Origin of the sequence: Pseudomonas sp. KBN12P06040, from assembly GCF_037574965.1 — a bacterium.
In the GTDB taxonomy this organism is placed as follows: domain Bacteria; phylum Pseudomonadota; class Gammaproteobacteria; order Pseudomonadales; family Pseudomonadaceae; genus Pseudomonas; species Pseudomonas aeruginosa.
In genome coordinates this window covers 4723305-4745132 of the sequence record NZ_JBBELS010000001.1, presented here as the reverse complement: position 1 = coordinate 4745132, position 21828 = coordinate 4723305, and the positions used below count along the sequence as shown (strand labels likewise).

General features: G+C 67.3%; 15 protein-coding genes. 9 read left to right on the top strand and 6 right to left on the bottom strand.

Annotated features, from left to right (window positions below; genetic code table 11):
- Positions 1 to 66: 66 nt before the first annotated feature.
- Both VQ067_RS22300 and lon read right to left on the bottom strand, forming a co-directional pair.
- Positions 67 to 471 (bottom strand): protease inhibitor I42 family protein, encoded by a 405-nt coding sequence (locus tag VQ067_RS22300; protein WP_023092188.1) that lies wholly within the window; start codon positions 469 to 471, stop codon positions 67 to 69.
- A gap of 110 nt (positions 472 to 581) precedes the next feature.
- Positions 582 to 2981, bottom strand: a complete 2400-nt coding sequence (gene lon, locus VQ067_RS22295; RefSeq protein WP_023092187.1) for an endopeptidase La — start codon at positions 2979 to 2981, stop codon at positions 582 to 584.
- 190 nt (positions 2982 to 3171) lie between these two features.
- Here lon and VQ067_RS22290 point away from each other — a divergent pair, with 190 nt between their 5' ends.
- Entirely contained in the window at positions 3172 to 3924 is a 753-nt protein-coding gene (locus VQ067_RS22290; RefSeq protein ID WP_003085585.1) for an AraC family transcriptional regulator, read from the top strand.
- A 121-nt stretch (positions 3925 to 4045) separates the two neighbouring features.
- Here VQ067_RS22290 and VQ067_RS22285 read toward each other — a convergent pair whose 3' ends face one another.
- Complete coding sequence (locus tag VQ067_RS22285; protein ID WP_015503446.1) at positions 4046 to 6109, bottom strand: TonB-dependent receptor; 2064 nt, start codon at positions 6107 to 6109, stop codon at positions 4046 to 4048.
- A gap of 463 nt (positions 6110 to 6572) precedes the next feature.
- Here VQ067_RS22285 and putA point away from each other — a divergent pair, with 463 nt between their 5' ends.
- Positions 6573 to 9755: a bifunctional proline dehydrogenase/L-glutamate gamma-semialdehyde dehydrogenase PutA gene (putA, locus tag VQ067_RS22280; RefSeq protein ID WP_023092186.1), complete on the top strand. Its 3183-nt coding sequence runs from the start codon at positions 6573 to 6575 to the stop codon at positions 9753 to 9755.
- Between the two features lie 311 nt (positions 9756 to 10066).
- On the top strand, positions 10067 to 11587 hold the full coding sequence (gene putP, locus VQ067_RS22275) for a sodium/proline symporter PutP (RefSeq protein ID WP_003085592.1): 1521 nt from the start codon (positions 10067 to 10069) through the stop codon (positions 11585 to 11587).
- A gap of 144 nt (positions 11588 to 11731) precedes the next feature.
- On the opposite strand, the gene VQ067_RS22270 is transcribed toward putP, so the two are convergent.
- Positions 11732 to 12661, bottom strand: a complete 930-nt coding sequence (locus tag VQ067_RS22270; RefSeq protein WP_023875769.1) for a LysR substrate-binding domain-containing protein — start codon at positions 12659 to 12661, stop codon at positions 11732 to 11734.
- 126 nt (positions 12662 to 12787) lie between these two features.
- Here VQ067_RS22270 and azoR1 point away from each other — a divergent pair, with 126 nt between their 5' ends.
- The 3 genes from azoR1 to VQ067_RS22255 are packed head-to-tail and all read left to right on the top strand — an operon-like array spanning position 12788 to position 14960.
- A complete protein-coding gene (gene azoR1 / locus VQ067_RS22265) occupies positions 12788 to 13426 on the top strand; it encodes an FMN-dependent NADH-azoreductase AzoR1 (protein WP_033990003.1) in 639 nt (212 codons plus the stop codon).
- Between the two features lie 9 nt (positions 13427 to 13435).
- Complete coding sequence (locus VQ067_RS22260; RefSeq protein WP_003085598.1) at positions 13436 to 13741, top strand: DMT family transporter; 306 nt, start codon at positions 13436 to 13438, stop codon at positions 13739 to 13741.
- Positions 13742 to 13796: 55 nt separating this feature from the next.
- Positions 13797 to 14960, top strand: a complete 1164-nt coding sequence (locus VQ067_RS22255; protein WP_015503444.1) for an AAA family ATPase — start codon at positions 13797 to 13799, stop codon at positions 14958 to 14960.
- Positions 14961 to 14964: 4 nt separating this feature from the next.
- On the opposite strand, the gene VQ067_RS22250 is transcribed toward VQ067_RS22255, so the two are convergent.
- The gene (locus VQ067_RS22250; RefSeq protein ID WP_003140922.1) at positions 14965 to 18090 is read right to left on the bottom strand and encodes a transglycosylase domain-containing protein; all 3126 of its coding nucleotides are present in this window, start codon (positions 18088 to 18090) and stop codon (positions 14965 to 14967) included.
- 154 nt (positions 18091 to 18244) lie between these two features.
- Here VQ067_RS22250 and VQ067_RS22245 point away from each other — a divergent pair, with 154 nt between their 5' ends.
- The 3 genes from VQ067_RS22245 (at position 18245) to VQ067_RS22235 (ending at position 20862) form a co-directional block, all read left to right on the top strand.
- On the top strand, positions 18245 to 18454 hold the full coding sequence (locus tag VQ067_RS22245) for a hypothetical protein (protein ID WP_009875978.1): 210 nt from the start codon (positions 18245 to 18247) through the stop codon (positions 18452 to 18454).
- 4 nt (positions 18455 to 18458) lie between these two features.
- Positions 18459 to 19124 carry a class I SAM-dependent methyltransferase gene (locus tag VQ067_RS22240; RefSeq protein ID WP_023092182.1) on the top strand — a complete coding sequence of 222 codons (666 nt, stop codon included), beginning with the start codon at positions 18459 to 18461 and terminating at the stop codon, positions 19122 to 19124.
- 322 nt (positions 19125 to 19446) lie between these two features.
- The gene (locus VQ067_RS22235) at positions 19447 to 20862 is read left to right on the top strand and encodes an amino acid permease (protein ID WP_023092181.1); all 1416 of its coding nucleotides are present in this window, start codon (positions 19447 to 19449) and stop codon (positions 20860 to 20862) included.
- Between the two features lie 121 nt (positions 20863 to 20983).
- Here the strand turns inward: VQ067_RS22235 and VQ067_RS22230 are convergent, their stop codons facing one another.
- Positions 20984 to 21799, bottom strand: a complete 816-nt coding sequence (locus VQ067_RS22230; protein WP_023092180.1) for a sulfite exporter TauE/SafE family protein — start codon at positions 21797 to 21799, stop codon at positions 20984 to 20986.
- Positions 21800 to 21828: the final 29 nt, after the last annotated feature.

Genomic DNA, 21828 nt, shown 5'->3' with positions numbered 1-21828 from the left:
AGGCCAGGTCGCCACGGCGCAGGACGTCGGTCTTCGTACAGAATGTGTCCGCCGGGGGCAGCGGTTTCAGCGCACCTGGATCGCGCAGGAAAAGCTTTCCGCCGGTTCCGCGTCCTTTTCCCAGGGCCGCCGGTAGACCAGTTCCAGGCGGTCGTCGCCGCTGGCGGCGACGCGGAAGCGCCAGGTCGATTCGCCGCCGCTGCCAACCAGGCCGCTGTCTTCTTCGGAATTGCTGTAGACCTCCGGGCCAAGGCGCTTGAGCACACTGGCGGCGGGGTTGTGCAGTTCCCAGCGGAAGCCGGTGGTGGGATTGCTCGGCAGGGTCAGCACCAGTTCCTGGCCTTGCGTCAGCTTCAGCGGCGAACAGTCGTCGGCGTCGTCCAGGGTGACCACCGGCTTCTGTTGCCCGGCGCAGCCGGCCAGGACCACGATGGACAATGGCAGCAGCAGACGGGAGGGGGAAAAGGACATGCAGCGCTCCTCGGCTCGAATGGAAAGGGCGCCAGCATAAACCCTGCCGGCGCCCGAGCGCCAAGGTTGGCGCGGCGGATGGCCGAACCGGTCGGCCATCCGCCGCCGGCTCAGGCCGGGAACAGCACCTTGGCCACGTCGCCGTAGCGCTTGGCGAAATGCACGGTGAGCCCTTCCTTGAGATAGTCGGGCAACTCTTCGAAGTGGCCGCGGTTGGCTTCCGGCAGGATCAGCTCGAAGATCTTCTGCCGGCGCGCGGCGATCACCTTCTCGCGGACCCCGCCGATGGGCAGGACCTGGCCGGTCAGGGTCAGTTCGCCGGTCATCGCCACGCCTTTCTTCGGCACCTGGTTGCGCGCCAGGGAGAGCAGGGCGCTGGCCATGGTGACGCCGGCGCTGGGGCCGTCCTTGGGCGTGGCGCCTTCCGGCACGTGCAGGTGGACGAAGGCCTGGTCGAAGAAGGTCGGGTCGCCGCCATACTTCTTCAGGTGCGAGCCGATGTAGCTATAGGCGATCTCGGCGGATTCCTTCATCACCTCGCCGAGCTGGCCGGTGAGCTTGAAGCCACGGTTCAGCGTGTGGATGCGGGTCGCCTCGATCGGCAGGGTGGCGCCGCCCATGCTGGTCCAGGCCAGCCCGGTGATCACGCCGATCCCGGAAAGCACCTGCTCGCTGCGGAACACCGGCATGCCGAGGTAGTCCTCGAGGTCCCTGGGACCGATCTTCACCTTCGACTCGGGATCCTCCAGCAGCTTGACCACCGACTTGCGCACCAGCTTGCCGAGCTGTTTCTCCAACTGGCGCACCCCGGCTTCCCGCGCATAGCCCTCGATCACCGCACGCAGCGCGGCATCGCTGATGCTCAGGCGGCCCTTGGGCACGCCGGCCTTTTCCAACTGCTTGGGCCACAGGTGACGCTTGGCGATGGCCAGTTTTTCCTCGGAGATGTAGCCGGACAGGCGGATCACTTCCATCCGGTCGAGGAGCGGTCCGGGGATCGAGTCGAGGGTGTTGGCGGTGCAGACGAACAGCACCTTGGACAGGTCCAGGCGCAGGTCCAGGTAGTGGTCGAGGAATTCGACGTTCTGCTCCGGGTCGAGGGTTTCCAGCAGCGCCGAGGCCGGGTCGCCCTGGTAGCTGGCGCCGAGCTTGTCGATTTCGTCGAGCATGATCACCGGGTTCATCACCTCGACTTCCTTCAACGCCTGCACCAGCTTGCCGGGCAGGGCGCCGATGTAGGTGCGGCGGTGGCCCTTGATCTCCGCCTCGTCGCGCATGCCGCCGACGCTGAAACGGTAGAACGGCCGGCCGAGGCTCTCGGCGATGGATTTGCCGATGCTGGTCTTGCCCACCCCCGGCGGGCCGACCAGGAGCACGATGGAACCGGCGATCTCGCCCTTGAAACTACCCACGGCGAGGAATTCGAGGATGCGATCCTTGATGTCGTCGAGGCCCGCGTGATGCTTGTCGAGGACCTTGCGCGCATGCTTGAGGTCGAGCTTGTCCTTGCCGTACACGCCCCAGGGCAGGGCTGTGGCCCAGTCCAGGTAGTTGCGGGTGACGGCGTACTCGGGCGAGCCGCTCTCGAGGATCGACAGCTTGTTCAGCTCTTCGTCGATACGCTTGCGCGCCTGCTCGGGCAGCACCTTGCCTTCCAGGCGGGCGCGGAATTCGTCGGCGTCGGCGCTCTTGTCGTCCTTGGTGATGCCCAGCTCCTGCTGGATGATCTTCAACTGTTCCTTGAGGAAGAATTCGCGCTGGTGTTCGCCGATCTTGCGGTTGACCTCGGCGGACAGCTCCTTCTGCAGGCGCGCGACTTCCACCTCCTTGCGCAGCAGCGGCAAGACCTTCTCCATCCGCTTGAGGATCGGCACGGTGTCCAGCACTTCCTGCAGTTCGCCGCCGGGCGCGGTGGTCAGGGCCGCGGCGAAGTCGGTGAGTGGCGAGGGGTCGTTGGGACTGAAGCGGTTCAGGTAGTTCTTCAGTTCCTCGCTGTACAGCGGGTTGAGCGGCAGCAGCTCCTTGATCGCGTTGATCAGGGCCATGCCGTAGGCCTTCACTTCGTCACTGGGATCGATCGGGGTCTTCGGATAGTCCACCTCCACCATGAACGGCGGACGATGGCGCTTGATCCAGCCCCGGATACGCACCCGCGAGAGGCCCTGGGCGACGAACTGCAGCTTGCCGCCCTCGCGCGAGGCATGGTGCACCCGGACCAGCGTGCCGTGCTCGGGCAGGCTGTTGACGTCGAAGTGGCGCGGATCTTCCGGAGGATTGTCCATGAAGAACAGGGCCAGCGAATGGTGGTCGGTCTTGGCCACCAGTTCGAGGGTTTCCGCCCAGGGTTCTTCGTTGACGATCACCGGCAGCACCTGCGCCGGGAAGAAGGGGCGGTTGTGGATCGGGATCACGTAGAGGGTGGTCGGCAGGGTCTGGCCGGGCAGCACCAGGCCGGTGCCGGCGGGCTGCGCGTCGCTGATGTGTTCGGGATTAACGTCCTGGTCGCTCATGAGGCACCTGACTGACTGAAACATGAGAGTCTAGATGGGGCCCCGGGGGCGGGTTTCAATCCCTGTCCGTTCAAGGATGTTGCCGAAGGTTTCCACGCAGCACGCGGTACGCGGGTACCACTTGCGGCAAGGTGCTGGGCAGCGTCGGGCAAGTCGAGTAGAGTGCGCAAAAATTGAGCAGTTGCCGTTCATGTTCGACACCCGCCTCATCCGTCTGCCCGACCAGTCGCACACCCACGCCCACGAACATCACCAACTGGTGATGTCGCTGGCCGGGCGCGCCGAATTCGAGGTCAATGGCTGTGGCGGGGAAGTCTGCCGGATGCGCGCCTGCCTGGTGCCGGGCGAGGCGGGCCACGTGTTCGCCGGGGTGGGCGACAACCGCATGCTGATCATCGACCTGGGCGAGGACAACCCGACCCCGGAAGACCCCGACCTGCTCGCGCGCCTGTTCGAGGCGCCGCGCTACCCGACCCTGGACGCCGACTTCCAGAACCTGCTCAGCTACGCCGGCGCCGAACTGGCCCGCTACGGCAGCGACCCGTTGCTGACCCGTGCCCTCGGCGGAGTGCTGATCCGCGCCCTGCACCTGCGCCTGTTCGGCGAGCAGCAGCCCCTGGCGGCCAGCGGGCCGCTCGACCTGGAGCGCCTGGACGCGCATATCGTGCGGAACCTGGCGCGACGCATCACGGTCGCCGAACTGGCCCAGGTCGCCTGTCTCAGCCCGAGCCATTTCCATGCGCAGTTCAAGGACAGCGTCGGCCTGACCCCACACCAGTACCTGCTCAAGGTCCGCCTCGACTGCGCCGCGCGGTTGCTGAGGGAAAGCCGCCTGCCCCTGGTGCGGATCGCCGAGGAATGCGGCTTCTCCAGCCAGAGCGCGCTGACCACGGCGATGCGCCGCTACCTAGGGCTGACGCCGAAGTCGCTGCGCAAGGGCTGAGCGCCGTCCGCCACCTTCGGCGGATAACCGCAGGCGGTTATTCGCCCTACCGGCAGGAGTCCATATACGGATAACGGCGCGGACGTCATCCGCCGAGCGAATTCGTCCCGCACGGCCTGTCTCAGAACGCCACCTTCACCCCCGCCTCGATGCCGCGTCCCGCCGCCGGCACCCGGTCGCGCAGGATCGAACTGGCGTAGCGCACGGTCTGGTTGGTCAGGTTGGTGCCCTTGACGAAGGCCAGCCAGCGGCTCTCGCCGAGGTCGAAGTTGTAGCCGAGGCTGGCGCCGAGGGTGGTGTAGCCGTCGGTGGAGAGTTCTTCCTCCGGCACGCGGTGCTGCGAGGCGGCGTGTTCGACGTCGACCCGCGCCTGCCACTGCTGCAACTCCCAGATCAGCGCGGTGTTCAGGCGCAGCGGGGCGATGCGTGGCAGCGGTTCGCCGGTGTCCTTGTTCTTGGCGCGGGTGTAGTCCCCGGAGAGTTCCAGGTCGAAGTTGCCGTACGGGCTTTCCAGCAGGTGGATGCGGTCCTGCGCCTCGACGCCGTAGAAGTCCGCGCGAACGCCGCTGTAGAGGTATTCCGGCAGCGCCTCGTCGTCGCTGGCGGCGACCACTTCGCCTTCCTCGTTGCGATGGCGACCGCTGGCGAGCAGGCCGATGTAGTTGGAGAAGCGGCTGTAGAACACCCCGACGCTGCCCTTGTGCACGCCGTTGTCGAAGCGCAGGGCGAGGTCGGTGGAGACCGCCTTTTCCTTGTCCGCGTCGGCATCGCCTACCTCGTAGGTGCCGGTGGCGGCGTGCGGACCGTTGGCGTACAGCTCGTAGAAGGTCGGTGCGCGCTCGGTGTAGCTGAGGGTGGCGGCCAGCGACCAGATCGGCGTCAGCTTGTACACCGCGCCGGTGGACAGGCTGCCGGTGGTGAAGCTCTGTGAACCGTCGTTCTCGGCGAAGCGCTCGTTGCCCTTGGCGTCGGGGTCCACGCGGGTGTGCTCCAGGCGGGCGCCGAAGCTGAGGTCGAGGCGGTCGCTGAGCTTCCATTCCTCCAGGGCGAACAGCGCGGCGCTGTCGGTTTCCGTGTGCGGCACGAAGGCTTCCTCGCCGAGGGCGGAGAAGCGGCTGTTGGCGAACTGCGCGCCGACCACCCCGTTCAGCGGGCCGAGCGGGCGGTGGCGGGCCTCGATGCGGCCTTCGTAGCCTTCGTTCTTGAAGGTGGTGCCGGTCTCGCCGTCCTCGATTTCCTTGTGCTCGTACTTGGTATAGGCGGCGTCCAGCTTCAGCGAGGTGAACGGGCCTTCGAGGTCGCGGATCTCGGAGGCGAAGGCGTAGCGGTCCTGCTGCATCTTCAGGCGCACGTCGTCCTCGGCCGGCGAGCCATAGTTGCTGTCATAGCCGCTGTAGGAGAGGCCGGCGTAACCGTGCTCCCAGTGATAGGAGCCACCGACGGCGCCGCCGTCCTGGCGGCCGTCGCTGTTCTGCACCCGATGCTTGCCGGTGTCGCCGTCGATCTGCCGCTGGCGGCTGGAATGGGCGTAGCCGGGAATCCTGACGTCGTTGAACTCGCGGCTGGCGGCGTCCACGTGCAGAGCGAAGTTGCCGTCGCCGGCCTCCAGTGCGCCGGAGCGGCTACGGGTGGTGTCGGCGCCGCCGTAGCGCAGTTCGCCGCTGCCGTGGATGCCGTCGACGGGTTCGCTGGGGATGCGGTTGTCGAAGCTGTTCACCACCCCGCCGATGGCATTGCCGCCGTAGAGCAGGGCGGCCGGGCCGCGTACCACTTCCAGGCGCTCGACGCTGTTGGGGTCTTCCGGCACCGCGTGGTCGTAGGACAGCGACGAGGCGTCGAGCGCGCCGACGCCGTTGCGCAGCAGGCGGATGCGGTCGCCGTCCATGCCGCGGATCACCGGTCGGCTGGCGCCCGGTCCGAAGTAGGTGGAGGACACCCCGGGCAGGCCGTTGAGGGTTTCGCCGAGGCTGCCTTTCTGACGCAGGGTCAGCTCGTCGCCTTCGAGCACGCTGCTGGGCGTGGCGGGAGATTCGTTGCCCAGCGGGTTGGCGGTGATCACCTGGGAGGGCAATTCGCTGGTGCGGCCGTCGGCGCCGAGCGTTTCCCCCGAAACGATCAGGCAGGCCAGCGCCAGTGGCGTGAGAGGCCAGAGCGGACGGGAAGGGAAAAGGCCGGAAGAGGACATTGCGGGCTCCATGGTCATGGGTCGGACTTTTTTCAGGCCAAAGCGAACACAGGCCCTTCCCGGAGGAGGGGCGACGGGGTCGGATCGGCGTATTTATTGGGATGTTATATTATTTCTTTTTGTGTCGATAGACCCGCGTAGCCACTCTGCATGGCGTCGTGCCGACGAGCAGCGGCAATGTCCGCATGCCTGCCGGCGAAGAGGAACGGGAAAGTTCCGCGGCCAGGAGTTTTCCGCAAAAACTCCAGAGTCTTTCGCAAGAATCGCCCCTCTCGCAGCCACTACATTCCGCTATCCGCTGGTGCCTCGCGCCGGCGGAATGGGCCTGACCCATACTGATCCGTATTCCCGCGCCACAGGACGTGCCGCGCCGCCGGCACAACCCGTCGGCGGCGGTGCCCCGGGCAATGGACGCCTGGCCGGACTTCTTTCAATAACAATGGCTCCACAAGAGGAGGGCGTGATGTTCAAAGCCAGTCACGTCTTGCAGGGCGAGGACCAGACCCGGTCCGCAGCCGAATTCTTCCCTGTCATCAGCGCCAACTACGCGGTCGACGAGGAAGCCTACCTGGGCGAACTGCTGCAGCTCGCCGACCCCGGTCCCGACGGCATCGAGGCTATCCGCCGCAACGCCCGCGCACTGATCGAAACCGTGCGCAGCCGGGACAACGCCGTCGATACCCTCGACGCACTCCTGCGCCAATACAGCCTGGACACCCAGGAAGGCCTGATGCTGATGTGTCTGGCCGAGGCGCTGTTGCGTGTGCCTGACGCGGCGACCGCCGACGCGCTGATCCGCGACAAGCTGTCCGCCGCCGACTGGCAGCGCCATCTCGGCCAGAGCGACAACGTTCTGGTCAATTTCGCCGCCTGGGGCCTGGTGATGACCGGCAAGGTGGTGAACATCGACGAACGCACCGACGGCCGCGCCCCGAGCGTCATCAGCCGGCTGGTGCAGCGCTCCGGCGAACCGGTGATCCGCGCCGCGATGAACCAGGCGATGAAGCTGATGGGCAAGCAGTTCGTGCTTGGCCGGACCATCTCCGAAGCGCTGAAGAACGGTCGTCCATGCCGCGAGCAGGGCTACACCTATTCCTTCGACATGCTCGGCGAGGCCGCGCTGACCGCCGCCGACGCCGAGAAATACATGGCCGACTACCGCCAGGCCATCGACACCGTCGGCGCCGAGCCGCAGGTCGGTCCGGGGCCGCGGCCGTCGATCTCGATCAAGCTCTCGGCGCTGCATCCGCGCTACGAAGTGGCGCAGCGCGAGCGGGTGCTCAGCGAGCTGTTCGCCAACGTCCTGGAACTGGCGGTGCGCGCGCGCAAGCTGAACGTCGGCATCACCATCGACGCCGAGGAAGCCGATCGCCTGGAGCTGTCCCTCGAACTCTACGAGAAGCTGATGCGCGACCCGGCCATCGCCGGCTGGGGCGAGTTCGGCCTGGTCATCCAGGCCTACTCCAAGCGCTGCCTGCCGGTGCTGGTATGGCTGACCCTGCTCGGCCGCGAGCTTGGCGCACGCATCCCGCTGCGCCTGGTGAAGGGTGCCTACTGGGACAGCGAGATCAAGCAGTGCCAGGTGCAGGGCGCCGATGGCTACCCCGTCTACACCCGCAAGGAAGGCACCGACACTTCCTACCTGGCCTGCGCCCGCTACCTGCTCAGCGAGCACACCCGCGAGGTGATCTACCCGCAGTTCGCCAGCCACAACGCCCACACCGTGACCGCCATCCTCGCCCTGGCCGACGAAGCCAGGGCCGCCGGCGGCGAGGAGCGCGACTTCGAGTTCCAGCGCCTGCACGGCATGGGCGACGCGCTGTACGACACGGTGATCGAGAAGTACCGCCGCAACGTGCGCATCTACGCCCCGGTCGGCGCGCACAAGGACCTGCTGCCGTACCTGGTCCGCCGCCTGCTGGAGAACGGCGCCAACTCTTCCTTCGTGCACAAGCTGGTGGACCCGCGCGTGCCGGTGGAGACGCTGATCCAGCACCCGGTTACCCAACTGCGCCAGTTCAAGACGCTGGCCAACGACCGTATCCCTCTGCCCCAGGCGATCTTCGGCGCCGGGCGGAAAAACTCCCAGGGCATCAACATGAACATCCAGAACCAGTGGAACGAGCTGGAGCTCGCCTACAAGCCGCACCTGACCCGCCAGTGGCAAGCCGCGCCGATCGTCAACGGCGAGAAACTTTCCGGCCCGGCCCACGAAGTGCGTTGCCCGTACGACCTGGAGAGGCTGGTCGGCAGCGTCCAGTACGCGTCCGCCGAGCAGGCCGGCAAGGCCCTCGACGTGTTGCAGGCGGCCTGGCCGCGCTGGAGCGCCACCCCGGTGGACGAGCGTGCCGGCATCCTCGAGCGTCTCGCCGACCTGCTGGAAGCCCAGCGCGGCGAGCTGATGGCGCTGTGCACCCTGGAAGCCGGCAAGTCGTTGCAGGACGGTATCGACGAGATCCGCGAGGCGGTCGACTTCTGCCGTTACTACGCCCAGCAGGCCCGCCAGCGCCTGGTCCGCGAGGAATTGCGCGGCCCGACCGGCGAGCGCAACGAACTGTTCTACGAAGGCCGCGGCATCTTCGCCTGCGTCAGCCCGTGGAACTTCCCGCTGGCGATCTTCCTCGGCCAGATCAGTGCCGCGTTGGTAGCCGGCAACACCGTGCTGGCCAAGCCGGCCGAGCAGACCAGCCTGATCGCCGCGCGCACCGTCGAACTGATGTTCGAAGCCGGCCTGCCGAAGGACGTTATCGCCTTACTGCCGGGCGACGGCGCCACCCTCGGCGGCGTGTTCTGCCGTGACGCGCGGGTCGCCGGGGTGGCCTTCACCGGCTCCACCGACACCGCCCGCATCATCAACCGCCAACTGGCCGAGAAGCCCGGCGCCATCGCCACCCTGATCGCCGAGACCGGCGGGCAGAACGCGATGATCGTTGATTCCACCGCTTTGCCGGAACAGGTGATCAAGGATGCGGTACAATCCGCGTTCACCAGCGCCGGCCAGCGCTGCTCCGCGCTGCGCGTGATGTACGTGCAGCAGGACATCGCCGAGCGGGTGATCGAGTTGCTCAAGGGCGCCATGGCCGAGCTGAAGGTCGGCCCGACCGACGTGCGCGTCAGCGACGTCGGCCCGGTGATCGACGCCGAGGCCAAGGCCGGCCTGGAGCAGCACATCGCCGCGCTGAAGGCCGCCGGCAAGCTGATCGCCGAGACCAAGGTGCCGGGCAACCTGAACGGTCACTTCGTCGCTCCCGTCGCGTTCGAGATCAGCGGCATCGACGAGCTGAAGAAAGAGAACTTCGGCCCGGTGCTGCACGTGGTGCGTTATGCCGCGCAGGACCTGGAAAAGGTCGTGCAGGCGATCAACGCCACCGGTTTCGGCCTGACCATGGGGGTCCATAGCCGCAACGAGGAAACCGCCCGTCGCATCGAAGAGCTGGCGCGGGTCGGCAACCTCTACATCAACCGCAACCAGATCGGCGCGGTGGTGGGCGTGCAACCGTTCGGCGGCCACGGGCTGTCCGGCACCGGTCCCAAGGCCGGCGGGCCGAACTACCTGCTGCGTTTCGTCAGCGAGCGCACCACGTCGGTGAACACCACCGCGGTGGGCGGCAACGCGTCGCTGCTGTCGCTGGCCGACGCCGAGTGATACTCCGTTCCCGGGCGCCTTGGCGCCCGGGTCGGTTTCCGGGGTTCGCCGTGGCGGACGCCGAGGGAAATGACCGCCGTTCCGGTGCGTGCCCGGAGCGGACCATAAAGGACGATTTTCCCTGCCCGACAGGGGAGGGATCGTGAGGCGTGGGCCTGTTCGGACTCGTTTGAGGCCACCCACGTTTCCGGCTTGCTCCGGCAAGCGCTCACGGAGTGACGCCACAAGCGCCATTCTGCCAACCAAGGGCCCGCTACCCGTTGCTTGCACACGCAAGGGCCCGGATAAAAACAAGCAATAGGGGAGTCCCTATGAGTGTCAATACGCCCACGCTGATCACCTTCGTGATCTACATCGCGGCCATGGTCCTGATCGGCCTGGCGGCATATCGCTCCACCAACAACTTCTCCGACTACATCCTCGGTGGCCGCAGCCTCGGCAGCTTCGTCACGGCGCTGTCCGCCGGCGCCTCCGACATGAGCGGCTGGCTGCTGATGGGCCTGCCCGGCGCGGTGTACCTGTCCGGCCTGTCCGAAAGCTGGATCGCCATCGGCCTGATCGTCGGCGCCTACCTCAACTGGCTGTTCGTCGCCGGCCGCCTGCGGGTGCAGACCGAGCACAACGGCAACGCGCTGACCCTGCCCGACTACTTCACCAACCGCTTCGAGGACAACAGCCGCCTGCTGCGGATCTTCTCGGCCCTGGTGATCCTGGTGTTCTTCACCATCTACTGCGCTTCCGGCATCGTCGCCGGTGCGCGCCTGTTCGAGAGCACCTTCGGCCTCTCCTACGAGACCGCGCTGTGGGCCGGCGCCGCGGCGACCATCGCCTACACCTTCATCGGCGGCTTCCTCGCGGTGAGCTGGACCGACACCGTGCAGGCCTCGCTGATGATCTTCGCGCTGATCCTCACCCCGGTGATCGTGATGCTCGCCACCGGCGGCGTCGAGCCGACCTTCACCGCCATCGAGCTGAAGGACGCGACCAGCTTCGACATGCTCAAGGGCGCCTCCTTCATCGGCGTGATCTCGCTGATGGCCTGGGGCCTGGGCTACTTCGGCCAGCCGCACATCCTGGCGCGCTTCATGGCCGCCGATTCGGTGAAATCGATCCCGGCCGCGCGCCGCATCTCCATGACCTGGATGATCCTCTGCCTCGGCGGCGCGGTGGCCGTGGGCTTCTTCGGCATCGCCTACTTCCAGGCGCATCCGGAGCAGGCCGGCGCGGTCAGCGACAACCCCGAGCGGGTGTTCATCGAGCTGGCCAAGATCCTGTTCAACCCGTGGGTCGCCGGCGTGCTGCTGTCCGCCATCCTCGCCGCGGTCATGAGCACCCTGAGCTGCCAACTGCTGGTCTGCTCCTCGGCGCTCACCGAGGACTTCTACAAGGCCTTCCTGCGCAAGGGCGCCAGCCAGCTGGAACTGGTCTGGGTCGGTCGCGCCATGGTGCTGCTGGTGGCGGTGATCGCCATCTGGCTGGCCGCCAACCCGGAAAACCGCGTGCTCGGCCTGGTGTCCTATGCCTGGGCCGGCTTCGGCGCCGCTTTCGGCCCGCTGGTGCTGTTCTCCCTGCTGTGGAAGCGGATGACCCGCAACGGTGCGCTGGCCGGCATGATCGTCGGCGCAGCGACAGTGATCCTGTGGAAGAACCTGTTGGGCTGGACCGGCCTGTACGAGATCATCCCCGGCTTCCTCTTCGCCAGCGTCGCCATCGTCGTCTTCAGCCTGCTCGGCAAGGCGCCTTCGACGAGCATGCTCAAGCGCTTCGACGATGCGGAGCAGGAGTACCGCGAGGCGCACCAGGGTTCTGCCGCTCCGGTAACCCAGCGCTGATCGAGCCTGTGGGCGCGTGAAGCGCCCGCGCATGGAGACGGCCCGCCCCGCAAGGTGCGGGCCGTCGTTTTTTCCGGCGGCTGCTGCGCCTGGCCGCGCAGGACGGATAACGGCAGCCGCGTTGTTCCTGTCCCGCCGCGCCGCTCAGGCGTCCCGCTCCAGCCGGCAAGCGTGCCCCGACTGTCGTGCCTCCAGCCTCAGCCATTCGAAGAATGCCTTCACCGGCGGATGACGTTCCCGTCCGGGCACGCATAGCGCGCTGTAGCCGGCGCCGTCGACACTGATATCCGCTCTGTAGGGTTGCAGCAGGCCGCTGGCGACGCTTTCCGAAACCAGGATCGAACTGGCCAGCACCAGTCCCTGGCCGGCGATGGCCGCCTGCAGGGCATAGTGCTCCTCGTCGTACTGGCGGATCACCGGCTGGCCCTCCATCCAGTTTTCGCCGGCCTGCGCGCACCAGGCCTCCCAGCCGTGGGCGTAGAGCCTGGAGTTGTGCCAGCGCACGCTGATCAGGGTCGGCTGCCGTTCTCCGGCCAGGGCGACCTGGGCCGGCGAGCCATAGACCGCGAAGCATTCGTCGAACAGGCAGAGACCGTAGAAGTTCGGGTAGTCGTCGAGGCTGTAGCGGATCACCAGGTCGATGCTGGCGTCCTGGTGCAGGTCGAGGACTTCGCAGTTGGTGTCCAGGCGTAGGTTGATCTGTGGGTGTGCGGTGTAGAAGCGGCCGAGACGCGGCACCAGCCAGAGGGCGGCGAAGGCCGGGGTGGTGGAGACCGTCAGGTTGCCGCCGCTGCGCTGCGGACGCAGCGTGTCGACACTCTGCGAAATTTCCAGCAGGGCCCCGTGCAGGCTGCGGAACAGCCGTTCGCCGCAGTCGGTCAGGCGCACTTGCCGTGGCAGGCGCTGGAACAGCGGAACGCCTAGCCAGGCTTCCAGCGAACGGATCTGATGGGAAACCGCGGTTGGCGTTACCGCAAGCTCCTCGGCGGCGGCCTTGAAGCTCGACTGACGGGCCGCTGATTCGAAGGTGCGCAACGCGGTCAGCGGCAGGGAAGCGAACATGGGAATCTCCATGGGTGAACTGAATTCACCCTGAACAACTATTGCTCATTTGTCGGGAACCCCCGCTGCCAATAATTTCTGGCTCCAGGCGAAGGGCCTTGAGGTCATTCGAGTCTAGCCGAATCCAAGGAGATACAGATGAGTAGAATTCTTGCAGTGCATGCCAGCCCGCGAGGCGATCGCTCGCAATCCCGGCGTCTCACCGAGGTTTTCCTGAAGGCCTATCGCGAAGCCCATCCACAGGCCCGCGTGGCGCGCCGCGAAGTCGGCCGGGTACCGCTTCCGGCGGTCACCGAGGCCTTCGTCGCCGCCGCCTTCCATCCCCAGCCGGAACAGCGTTCGCTGGCGATGCAGGCCGACCTGGCGCTGAGCGACCAACTGGTCGGCGAACTGTTCGACAGCGACCTGCTGGTGATCTCCACGCCGATGTATAACTTCAGCGTGCCCAGCGGCCTGAAGGCCTGGATCGACCAGATCGTGCGCCTCGGGGTGACCTTCGATTTCGTCCTCGACAATGGCGTCGCCCAGTACCGGCCGCTGCTGCGTGGCAAGCGTGCGCTGATCGTCACCAGTCGCGGTGGCCATGGCTTCGGCCCGGGCGGCGAGAACCAGGCGATGAACCACGCCGATCCCTGGTTGCGCACCGCGCTGGGTTTCATCGGCATCGACGAGGTCACGGTGGTCGCGGCGGAAGGCGAGGAATCCGGCGGCAGGTCCTTCGAGGACTCCTGCGCCGAGGCGGAACAGCGCCTGCTGGCGCTGGCGCGGTCGGCCTGAGGAGCCGCCATGGCCTGGTTCCATCTGCTGGTGGCGGCGGCCTTCGAGGTCGCCTTCGCCATGGGCATGAAGTTCTCCAACGGCTTCGGCAGGCTCTGGCCATCGCTGCTGACGGTGGTCGCGGCGATCGGCGGGATCTATTTCCTGACCCTGGCGCTGCGCGAGTTGCCGGTCAGCGTCGCCTATCCGATCTGGACCGCGATCGGTTCGCTGGGCACGGTGTTCCTCGGCGTCCTGCTGCTTGGCGAGAGCCTGACGGCGGTGAAGCTGATTTCTGTCGGGTTGATCGTCGCCGGGGTGGCCGGGCTCAAGTAAGCGATGCGGCATTTGGCCTACAATCGGCCGCGTTTCCGTTCCTTCGAGAGCAGCCATGCTGACCACCCTGGCGGTGTCCAACTACCGCACCCTGCGCGACCTGGTGATGCCGCTGCGGCGCCTGAACCTGATCACCGGCGCCAACGGCGCCGGCAAGTCCAACGTCTACCGGGCCTTGCGCCTGCTGGCGGACAGCGCGCGCGGCGAAGTGATCCCGTCGCTGGCGCGCGAGGGCGGCCTGCCATCGACCCTGTGGGCGGGACCGGAGGACATCAGCCGGGCCATGCGCAGTGGCGCCCAGCCGATCGAAGGCAGCGTGCGCCGGCAGTCGGTGAATCTGCGCCTGGGCTTCGCCGGGGAGGATTTCGGTTATTGCATCGACCTCGGCCTGCCGGAGCCAAGCCAGAGCAAGTTCGGTCTCGACCCGGTGATCAAGCGCGAATGCATCTGGGCCGGCCCATTCCTGCGCCCGGCCAATGTCCTGGTCGACCGTCGCGGGCCGTTGTTGCGCGCACGCGGCGGCGGCGGTCGCTGGGAAGTGGCGGCGCAGCACCTCGCCACCTTCGACAGCATGCTGGGCGCGGCGGTGGACCCGCGACAGGTGCCGGAACTGCTCGGCCTGCGCGAGCGGATCCGCTCCTGGCGCTTCTACGACCATTTCCGCAGCGACGCCGAGGCGCCGGCGCGGCGTCCGCAGATCGGCACCCATACACCGGTGCTGGGCGCCGACGGCGCCGACCTGGCGGCGGCCCTGCAGACCATCCGCGAGATCGGCGATGCGGCGGCGCTGGACGAAGCGGTGGACGATGCCTTTCCCGGCAGCCGCCTGTACATCGACAACCCGGGAGGGCGCTTCGAAGTGCTGATCGAGCAGCCCGGCCTGCTGCGGCCGCTGCGCACCGCGGAGCTGTCGGACGGCACCCTGCGCTACCTGCTGTGGATCGCCGCCCTGTTGTCGCCGCGGCCGCCGGCGCTGCTGGTGCTCAACGAACCGGAAACCAGCCTGCATCCCGACCTGCTGCCGGCCCTCGGGCGCCTGGTCGGCCAGGCCGCGCAGCACTCCCAGGTGCTGGTGGTGTCGCACGCCGCGCGGCTTGTCGCGACGCTCGAAGAACACCCGGAATGCCATTCGCTGGGGCTGGAGAAGGACTTCGGCGAGACCCGCATCCAGGGGCTGCGCGAGCTGGACCGGCCGGCCTGGTACTGGCCGGTGCGCTGAACCGCTACAGGCGGCCGATCTGTTGCGGCGACAACGGTACCTGGCAGCGGGTGGCGGTGCGTGGGTCGAGGTAGTCCCTGAGGAGCGGTGCCATGCCCTTGAGCACCTGCACTGGCAGGGCCGAGGTGAACTTGAACTGGCTCGACTCGCTGCCGTCGACGTAGGCGGTGAGGGTACCGAAGTGCCGCGGGCCGATGTAGAAGACGAAAGTGGCGGTGCGGTTCAGTGCCTTCGAACTGCGCACGTGGCCGCCGGCGCTGAAGGTCTGCAGGCGGTTGTCGCCGGTGCCGGTCTTGCCGCCCATCACCAGCGGCGCGCCGTCCGGACGGCTGAAGGTGCCTTGCAGGCGCCGCGCGGTGCCGGCGTCGACCACCTGGGACAGCGCGTTGCGCAGGGTGGCGGCGACCTCCGAGGTCATCACCCGCTGGCCGAGGGTGGCTTCCGGGGCGAAGCGCGTCTCGTAGGGCGTACCCAGGGCGAAGTCGAGGTGCTCCAGGCGCAGGGTCGGCATGCGCACGCCATCGTTGACGATGATCCCCATCAGTTCGGCCAGCGCCGCCGGGCGGTCGCCGGAGCTGCCCAGGGCGGTGGCGTAGGACGGCACCAGGTGATCGAAGGGATAGCCGAGTTTCTTCCATTGCTGGTGCAGGTCGAGGAAGGCCTCCACCTCCAGCAGGATGCGGATGCGCTTGTCGCGGGCGTTCTTGTGCCGCGACTTGAACAGCCAGCCGTAGACCTCCTTGCGCTCGGCGCCGCTGGCCGCCACCGCCTCGCCGAAGGTCGCCTGCGGCTGCTTCTGCAGATAGCCGAGCAGCCATAGCTCCAGCGGGTGCACGCGGGCGACGTAGCCCTGGTCGTTGAGGTTGAACTTGCCCGGGCCGTAGCGCTCGTACAGCTCGGCGGCGCGCTTGTCGGTCAGGCTGCCGCGGGGCAGGCGTTCGCGGAGGAAGGCGCTGAAGCTCGCCAGGTCGGCCTGTGGCTGCAGGTAGCGATGGATCGCAGCCAGCCGCACCGGCCAGGGACGCAGGCCGTCGAGGAAGGTCTCCAGGCGCTGGTTGGCGTCCTTGTCGCGGTACTTGACCCAGAAGCGGCGCAGGTAGACCTGGCTTTCCTTGTCGACGAAACGGTCGAGGTAGTCGGCGCGGCGCGGGTCCTTGTCGTCGGCCAGCAATTGCACCTTGCTCCCGGCGTTCTGGTAGATGTCGTGGCGGATCAGGTCGCGCAGCAGGCGCACGAAGGGCAGGTTGATCGATTCGCGCAGGGCTTCCAGCAGCATCGGCCGGCGGCCGTTGTCTTCCTTGCGGAAGTTGTTGAAGGTGTGCAGCCCGCCGCCGGTGAAGAAGCTCTCGTAGGGGCTGGCCGAATAGCGCCGTTCCATGGCCGCCTGGAGCATCGCGGAAAGATCGCGGTCGCGGCTGGCGACCAGGTGGTCGATGCCCCAGCGGAGGATGAAATCGAGCGGCTCCACTTCCACCTTGCGCAGCTCGGCGACGCTCATGCCGCCATAGTCGCGGTGGATCTGCGCGACGGTCTCCAGGTAGCTGGCCAGCACCCGTAGCTTGGCGGTGGAGCCCAGCTCCAGCTTGCTGCCTTCGTTGATGTCGAAGGGCTGGTCGGTGTTGTCGGTCTGCACCCGCACCTGGTTGCCGCTCGGCGTACGTTCGAACAGGGTGAAGCTGTAGCGTACCGAGCGGGTCGAGGTCGGGGTCAGCAGGCGTTCGCCGATCAGCCCGAGTTGGGCGGCGTAGTCCGGGTCGGCGAGTTTCTGCAAGTAGGCGGTGACGCTTTCCTGCAACTCGTGCTGGAGGGTGGTATTGGCCCGCAGGTCGAGACGGTCGAGGTCGTACAGTGGCACGCCGAGCATCCCGGCCAGGCGGGTGCGAGCCAGGGTCACGCCCTTGTTGGTCGGCAGCGGTTGCACCGTCGGCTGGCTGCGTGGGTCGCGGAACGCCAGCTTCTGCGCCAGCGCCGCATCGCGTAACGGCGCCTCGATGACGCCGGCCTGGGTCAGGACCCGCAGGTGGCTGTCGGTCATCCGGTCCAGCTCGTCGCGGCCGCGCGGCGCCAGATAGAAGGAAGGCCGGCGGTGGGCGATCATCAGCGCCAGCACCTGGCGCAGGGCCAGGCCCTGGGCGGCGAGTCCGGCCTTGCCGTCGAGGGCCTCGCCGACCTGCCGGTAGTCGGCGCCGTACCAGACCCACAGGCCATCGGCCAGGCCGGTGACCTCGCCGTAGCCCGGCGCCGCCGATAGCGGCACCGAGTTGAGGTAGGTGAGCACGATGTCCTGGCGCGCGGCGAAGTTGGCCGGGCCTTCGCGATAGCTGCGTACGCTGGCCGAGAGCATCTGCCGCAGCTTGTCGCCGATGCTGCCGGTGCGCCCTTCGGCAGAGTGGCGGTATTTCTCGATCTGGGTCGCCAGGGTGCTGCCGCCGGAGGAGTGCGCGCTGAAGCCGAGCATCTTGCCGACCTGCGACAGCGCCGCCTGGGTGAAGCGACCCCAGTCCACCGCCGGGTTGAGGTAGGGGCGTTCGTGATCGAGCAGGTCGCGGTTCTCGATGAACAGCAGGCTCTGCACCGCCAGCGGCGGCAGGCTGGCGAAGTTCGCGTAGCGCCGTTGCGGATAGCGGAAGTCGTAGATCGGCACGCCGCGGCAATCGGCGATGTCCAGCCCGGCCTGGGCCTTTTCCGCGTAGGGCGGGAACAGCCGGTGTTCGGCGTAGCGCATCAGCGCCGGGGAGAAGTGCGCCTGGCGGGTGATGGCGTAGTCGCGGTCGTACAGGCGCTGCATGAACGAAGGCAGCAACTGGTAGCCGAGGCGGCGGTCGAAGGGGCCGTCCGCCGGGAACAGGATGGCCTCGCTGGGACCCTGGCGCACCTCGTAGTCCAGGGTCGCGGCGTAGCGTGCCAGCTCGCGTGCCTGCAGCCGCGAGGTGTGCGCTTCGTGAAGTACCACGATGCCCACCGCGGCGAGGATCGGCAAGGCGAAGCCGATCAGCATCAGGCGTTGGCGGAGACGGCTTTTTCGAGGAGAAGCGGAGGCAGGGAGACTGCAGGGTTGCAGCTCGGAAGGGTCGTTCGTGGATCGTTCTGATGCACCCATGCTCGCACCGCCTGTAGCTGCGCAATTCATCCGCACCTGGGGGGAAGTCTAGTTGTCCCGCTGCAACCCTGCTGTCATTCGTGCAAGGAAAATCTCCCCGGCGGCAATCGGACGACCGAGGATTGGAGCGGCGTGGCGCAGGGGTTAGAGTGTCTGTCTGAGTTCCTTGTGTTTCGGGTCCGGAATGTCGATGCGCACACTTTTCCCCCTTCTCGTCGGTGTCGTCCTGGCGGGTTTCTCCGGCCTCGCGGCGCAGGCCGCGCCGGCGCCCTTCTACAAATGGCAGAGTAAGCTCGACGGCCAGGTCGCCTGCATGCAGACCTCGCCGGGAGACGGCTGGGTCAGGCTCGACGGCCCCTACCGCGACCTCCGCTGCCGCGAACCCCTGCGCTGACCCCATGGAGCGCAGCCGACGGCTCGAACGCAGCTGGCGCGGCAATGCCGAGGCCTGGGCTCGCGCCGTGCGCGAGGGACGCCTGGAAAGCCGCCGCCAGGCCACCGACGACGCGATTCTCCAGGCGCTGCGCCAGCGCGCGCCGCGGCGCCTGCTGGATATCGGCTGCGGCGAGGGCTGGCTGTGCCGGGCGCTGGCCGGCGAGGTCGGCGAATGCGTCGGCATCGACGCCTCGCCGGAACTGATCGAACTCGCCCGCGCTGCGGGCGGAGGTAGCTTCCGGCGCCTGGCCTACCGCGAGCTGGATGCGGCCTCGGGGCTCGGTCGTTTCGACGCCCTGGTGTGCAATTTCTCCCTGCTCGACGAAGACCTTGCCGGTTGCCTGGCGGCCTGGCCGGCGCTGCTGGAAAGCGGCGGCGAGTTGCTGATCCAGACCCTGCATCCCTGGGCCGCCGGCGACGAGGACTACCGCGACGGCTGGCGCGAGGAGCGCTTCGACGGCTTCGGCGAAGGCTTCCGCGACAGCATGCCCTGGTATTTCCGCACCCTGGAGTCCTGGCTGGCGCTGCTCGACGGCAGCGGCTGGCGCCTGCGGGGCCTGAGCGAAACCGTCCATCCCCGGCTCGGCAGGCCGCTGTCCCTGTTGCTGCGGGCGGGACTCGCCGAGTGAAACCTTTCAGCCCCGCAATGGGCGTTGCAGAGCGCTTACGCCTTTGGTCCAGTTGCCCTGTTGCGGGGCATGACGGCCTCGAAATCTTGTGTAAAACTCCGGCCCGACCTCAGTTGTAGTCGACTCCCGCAATGCCCACGTTCGCTCCACGAGAGCGGACAGCCTCTTCCGGTGTGCAGTCCTGGAACCTATGACGCCCCGTCGTCGCCCGCTGTGCGGTATCGCGCAGGGGCCGCGCCGTTGGTGAAATCCGCTTCCCTACCCCGACCGCACGAGCGAGTCCGCAACTGATCTATCTCAATAACAAAATGAGGTTGTTCCCATGTCGTCTGTCGGCGAACAGAAGGTTCAAGACGGCTCCCTGAAGCGCGAGCTCGGTGAGCGACACATCCGCCTGATGGCGCTCGGCGCCTGTATCGGCGTCGGCCTGTTCCTGGGCTCGGCGAAGGCCATCCAGATGGCCGGCCCGGCCATCATGATCTCCTACATCCTCGGCGGCCTGGCGATCCTGGTGATCATGCGCGCCCTCGGCGAGATGGCGGTACACAATCCGGTGGCCGGTTCCTTCAGCCAGTACGCCAAGGATTACCTGGGCCCGCTGGCGGGCTTCATCACCGGCTGGAACTACTGGTTCCTCTGGCTGGTGACCTGTGTCGCCGAGATCACCGCCGTCGCCGTCTACATGGGCATCTGGTTCCCCGACGTGCCGCGCTGGATCTGGGCCCTGGCGGCCCTGGCGAGCATGGGCACGATCAACCTCATCGCGGTGCGTGCCTTCGGCGAGTTCGAGTTCTGGTTCGCCCTGATCAAGATCGTCACCATCCTGGCGATGGTGGTGGTCGGCATCGGCATGATCGTCTTCGGCTTCGGCAACGACGGCATCGCCACCGGCATCTCCAACCTCTGGGCCCACGGCGGCTTCATGCCCAATGGCATCCAGGGCGTGCTGATGTCGCTGCAGATGGTGATGTTCGCCTACCTCGGGGTGGAAATGATCGGCCTCACCGCCGGCGAAGCGCGTAACCCGACCAAGACCATTCCCAGCGCGATCAACTCGGTGTTCTGGCGCATCCTGCTGTTCTATGTCGGCTCGCTGTTCGTGATCATGTCGCTCTATCCGTGGAACGAGATCGGCACCCAGGGCAGCCCCTTCGTGATGACCTTCGAGCGCATGGGCATCAAGACCGCCGCCGGGATCATCAACTTCGTGGTGATCACCGCCGCACTGTCGTCCTGCAATGGCGGCATCTTCAGTACCGGGCGCATGCTCTACAGCCTGGCCCAGCATCGCCAGGCCCCGGCCTTCTTCGGCAAGGCCTCGCGCAGCGGCGTACCGCGCCGGGCGCTGATCCTGTCGATCCTGGCGCTGCTGCTGGGCGTGTTGCTGAACTACCTGGTGCCGGAGAAGGTGTTCGTCTGGGTGACCTCCATCGCCACCTTCGGCGCGATCTGGACCTGGGCGATGATCCTGCTGGCCCAGTTGCGCTTCCGCAAGACGCTCAGCCCGGCCGAGTGCGACAAGCTGCAATACCGCATGTGGCTGTACCCGCTCAGTTCCTACCTGGCGCTGGCGTTCCTGGTGATGGTGGTGGTGCTGATGGCCTTCTTCGAGGACACCCGCATCGCCCTCTACATCGGCCCGCCGTTCATCCTGCTGCTGACCGTCCTGTACTACGCCTTCAACCTGGCGCCGAAGGAGCCTGCCGGCGCCGGCGCGGTAAGCCGCGCGGCGTCCTGAGCGGTGTAGCGCCGGAAAGGAAGAAGGGCCTCGGACGAGGCCCTTTTTTCGTTGCGCCGATATCCGGCCCGGTGCGGCGGATAACGCCGTTGGCGTTATTCGCCCTACCCAGGCTGGGGCATCAGCCCGCCAGCATGCTCAGCATCACCGCCGCCAGCAGGCCGACGTACACCCGTGCATGCAGCGCATCGGGAATCCGCCCGATCAGCGGGGTCGCCAGGCGGATGCCGAGCCAGCCGCCGCCGGCCAGGGTGGCGAAGGCCAGCAGGTCGATGTAGCCGACGAAGCCTCGGCCCAGGCCTTGCTCCTGGTAGCCGGCCAGGACCAGGTAGGTAAGGGTGCCGCCAAGAGCCACCGGCAGGCTCAGCGGGTTGGCCATGGAGGTCGCCTGGGTCATGCTCAGCCCGCAGCGGCGCAGCAGCGGTACGGTCATCACGCTGCCTCCGACGCCGAGGAAGGTGGCGATCGCACCGATCAGCATTCCGCCCAGGCGCGTCTCGCCGACACCCAGCGGCCGCGCCTGGCGCTCCTCGGCGCGGCTGAGGAAGCCGCGGCGCAACAGGCAGTCGAGGATGGTGATGGCGAGGTAGGCGACGAAGGCCAGGCGGATGAAGTCGCCGCTGGCCAGGCCGACCAGCGCCGCGCCGAGCACCGCGCCGACACCGATGTACGCGCCCAGCGGCCAGACATAGGCGCGCAGCAGGCTGCCGGCGCGCCGGTGGCGATAGGTGGCGAGGGCGGCGTTGACGATCATCACGCAGGTCGAGGTGGCCACCGCGACCTGCATGGCCGCCTGGGCCAGCGGGTCGTCGGCGGCGCGACCGAGTTGCAGCAGGTGATAGAGCAGCGGCACCACCACGAAGCCGCCGCCAAAGCCGAACAACACGGCGCTGACCCCGGTGAGGCAGCCGCAGAGAAAGAGCAGGAGATAGAACATGGCGGGTTTCCGGAGCGAGAGCGGAAGGC

Coding starts and splice junctions, on each gene's coding strand:
- putP (WP_003085592.1), top strand. CDS start 10,067: ATGAGTGTCAATACGCCCACGCTGATCACCTTCGTGATCTACATCGCG.
- VQ067_RS22240 (WP_023092182.1), top strand. CDS start 18,459: ATGGAGCGCAGCCGACGGCTCGAACGCAGCTGGCGCGGCAATGCCGAG.
- VQ067_RS22260 (WP_003085598.1), top strand. CDS start 13,436: ATGGCCTGGTTCCATCTGCTGGTGGCGGCGGCCTTCGAGGTCGCCTTC.
- VQ067_RS22300 (WP_023092188.1), bottom strand. CDS start 471: ATGTCCTTTTCCCCCTCCCGTCTGCTGCTGCCATTGTCCATCGTGGTC.
- azoR1 (WP_033990003.1), top strand. CDS start 12,788: ATGAGTAGAATTCTTGCAGTGCATGCCAGCCCGCGAGGCGATCGCTCG.
- VQ067_RS22290 (WP_003085585.1), top strand. CDS start 3,172: ATGTTCGACACCCGCCTCATCCGTCTGCCCGACCAGTCGCACACCCAC.
- lon (WP_023092187.1), bottom strand. CDS start 2,981: ATGAGCGACCAGGACGTTAATCCCGAACACATCAGCGACGCGCAGCCC.
- VQ067_RS22270 (WP_023875769.1), bottom strand. CDS start 12,661: ATGGAGATTCCCATGTTCGCTTCCCTGCCGCTGACCGCGTTGCGCACC.
- VQ067_RS22250 (WP_003140922.1), bottom strand. CDS start 18,090: ATGAATTGCGCAGCTACAGGCGGTGCGAGCATGGGTGCATCAGAACGA.
- VQ067_RS22230 (WP_023092180.1), bottom strand. CDS start 21,799: ATGTTCTATCTCCTGCTCTTTCTCTGCGGCTGCCTCACCGGGGTCAGC.
- VQ067_RS22245 (WP_009875978.1), top strand. CDS start 18,245: ATGTCGATGCGCACACTTTTCCCCCTTCTCGTCGGTGTCGTCCTGGCG.
- VQ067_RS22255 (WP_015503444.1), top strand. CDS start 13,797: ATGCTGACCACCCTGGCGGTGTCCAACTACCGCACCCTGCGCGACCTG.
- VQ067_RS22235 (WP_023092181.1), top strand. CDS start 19,447: ATGTCGTCTGTCGGCGAACAGAAGGTTCAAGACGGCTCCCTGAAGCGC.
- VQ067_RS22285 (WP_015503446.1), bottom strand. CDS start 6,109: ATGTCCTCTTCCGGCCTTTTCCCTTCCCGTCCGCTCTGGCCTCTCACG.
- putA (WP_023092186.1), top strand. CDS start 6,573: ATGTTCAAAGCCAGTCACGTCTTGCAGGGCGAGGACCAGACCCGGTCC.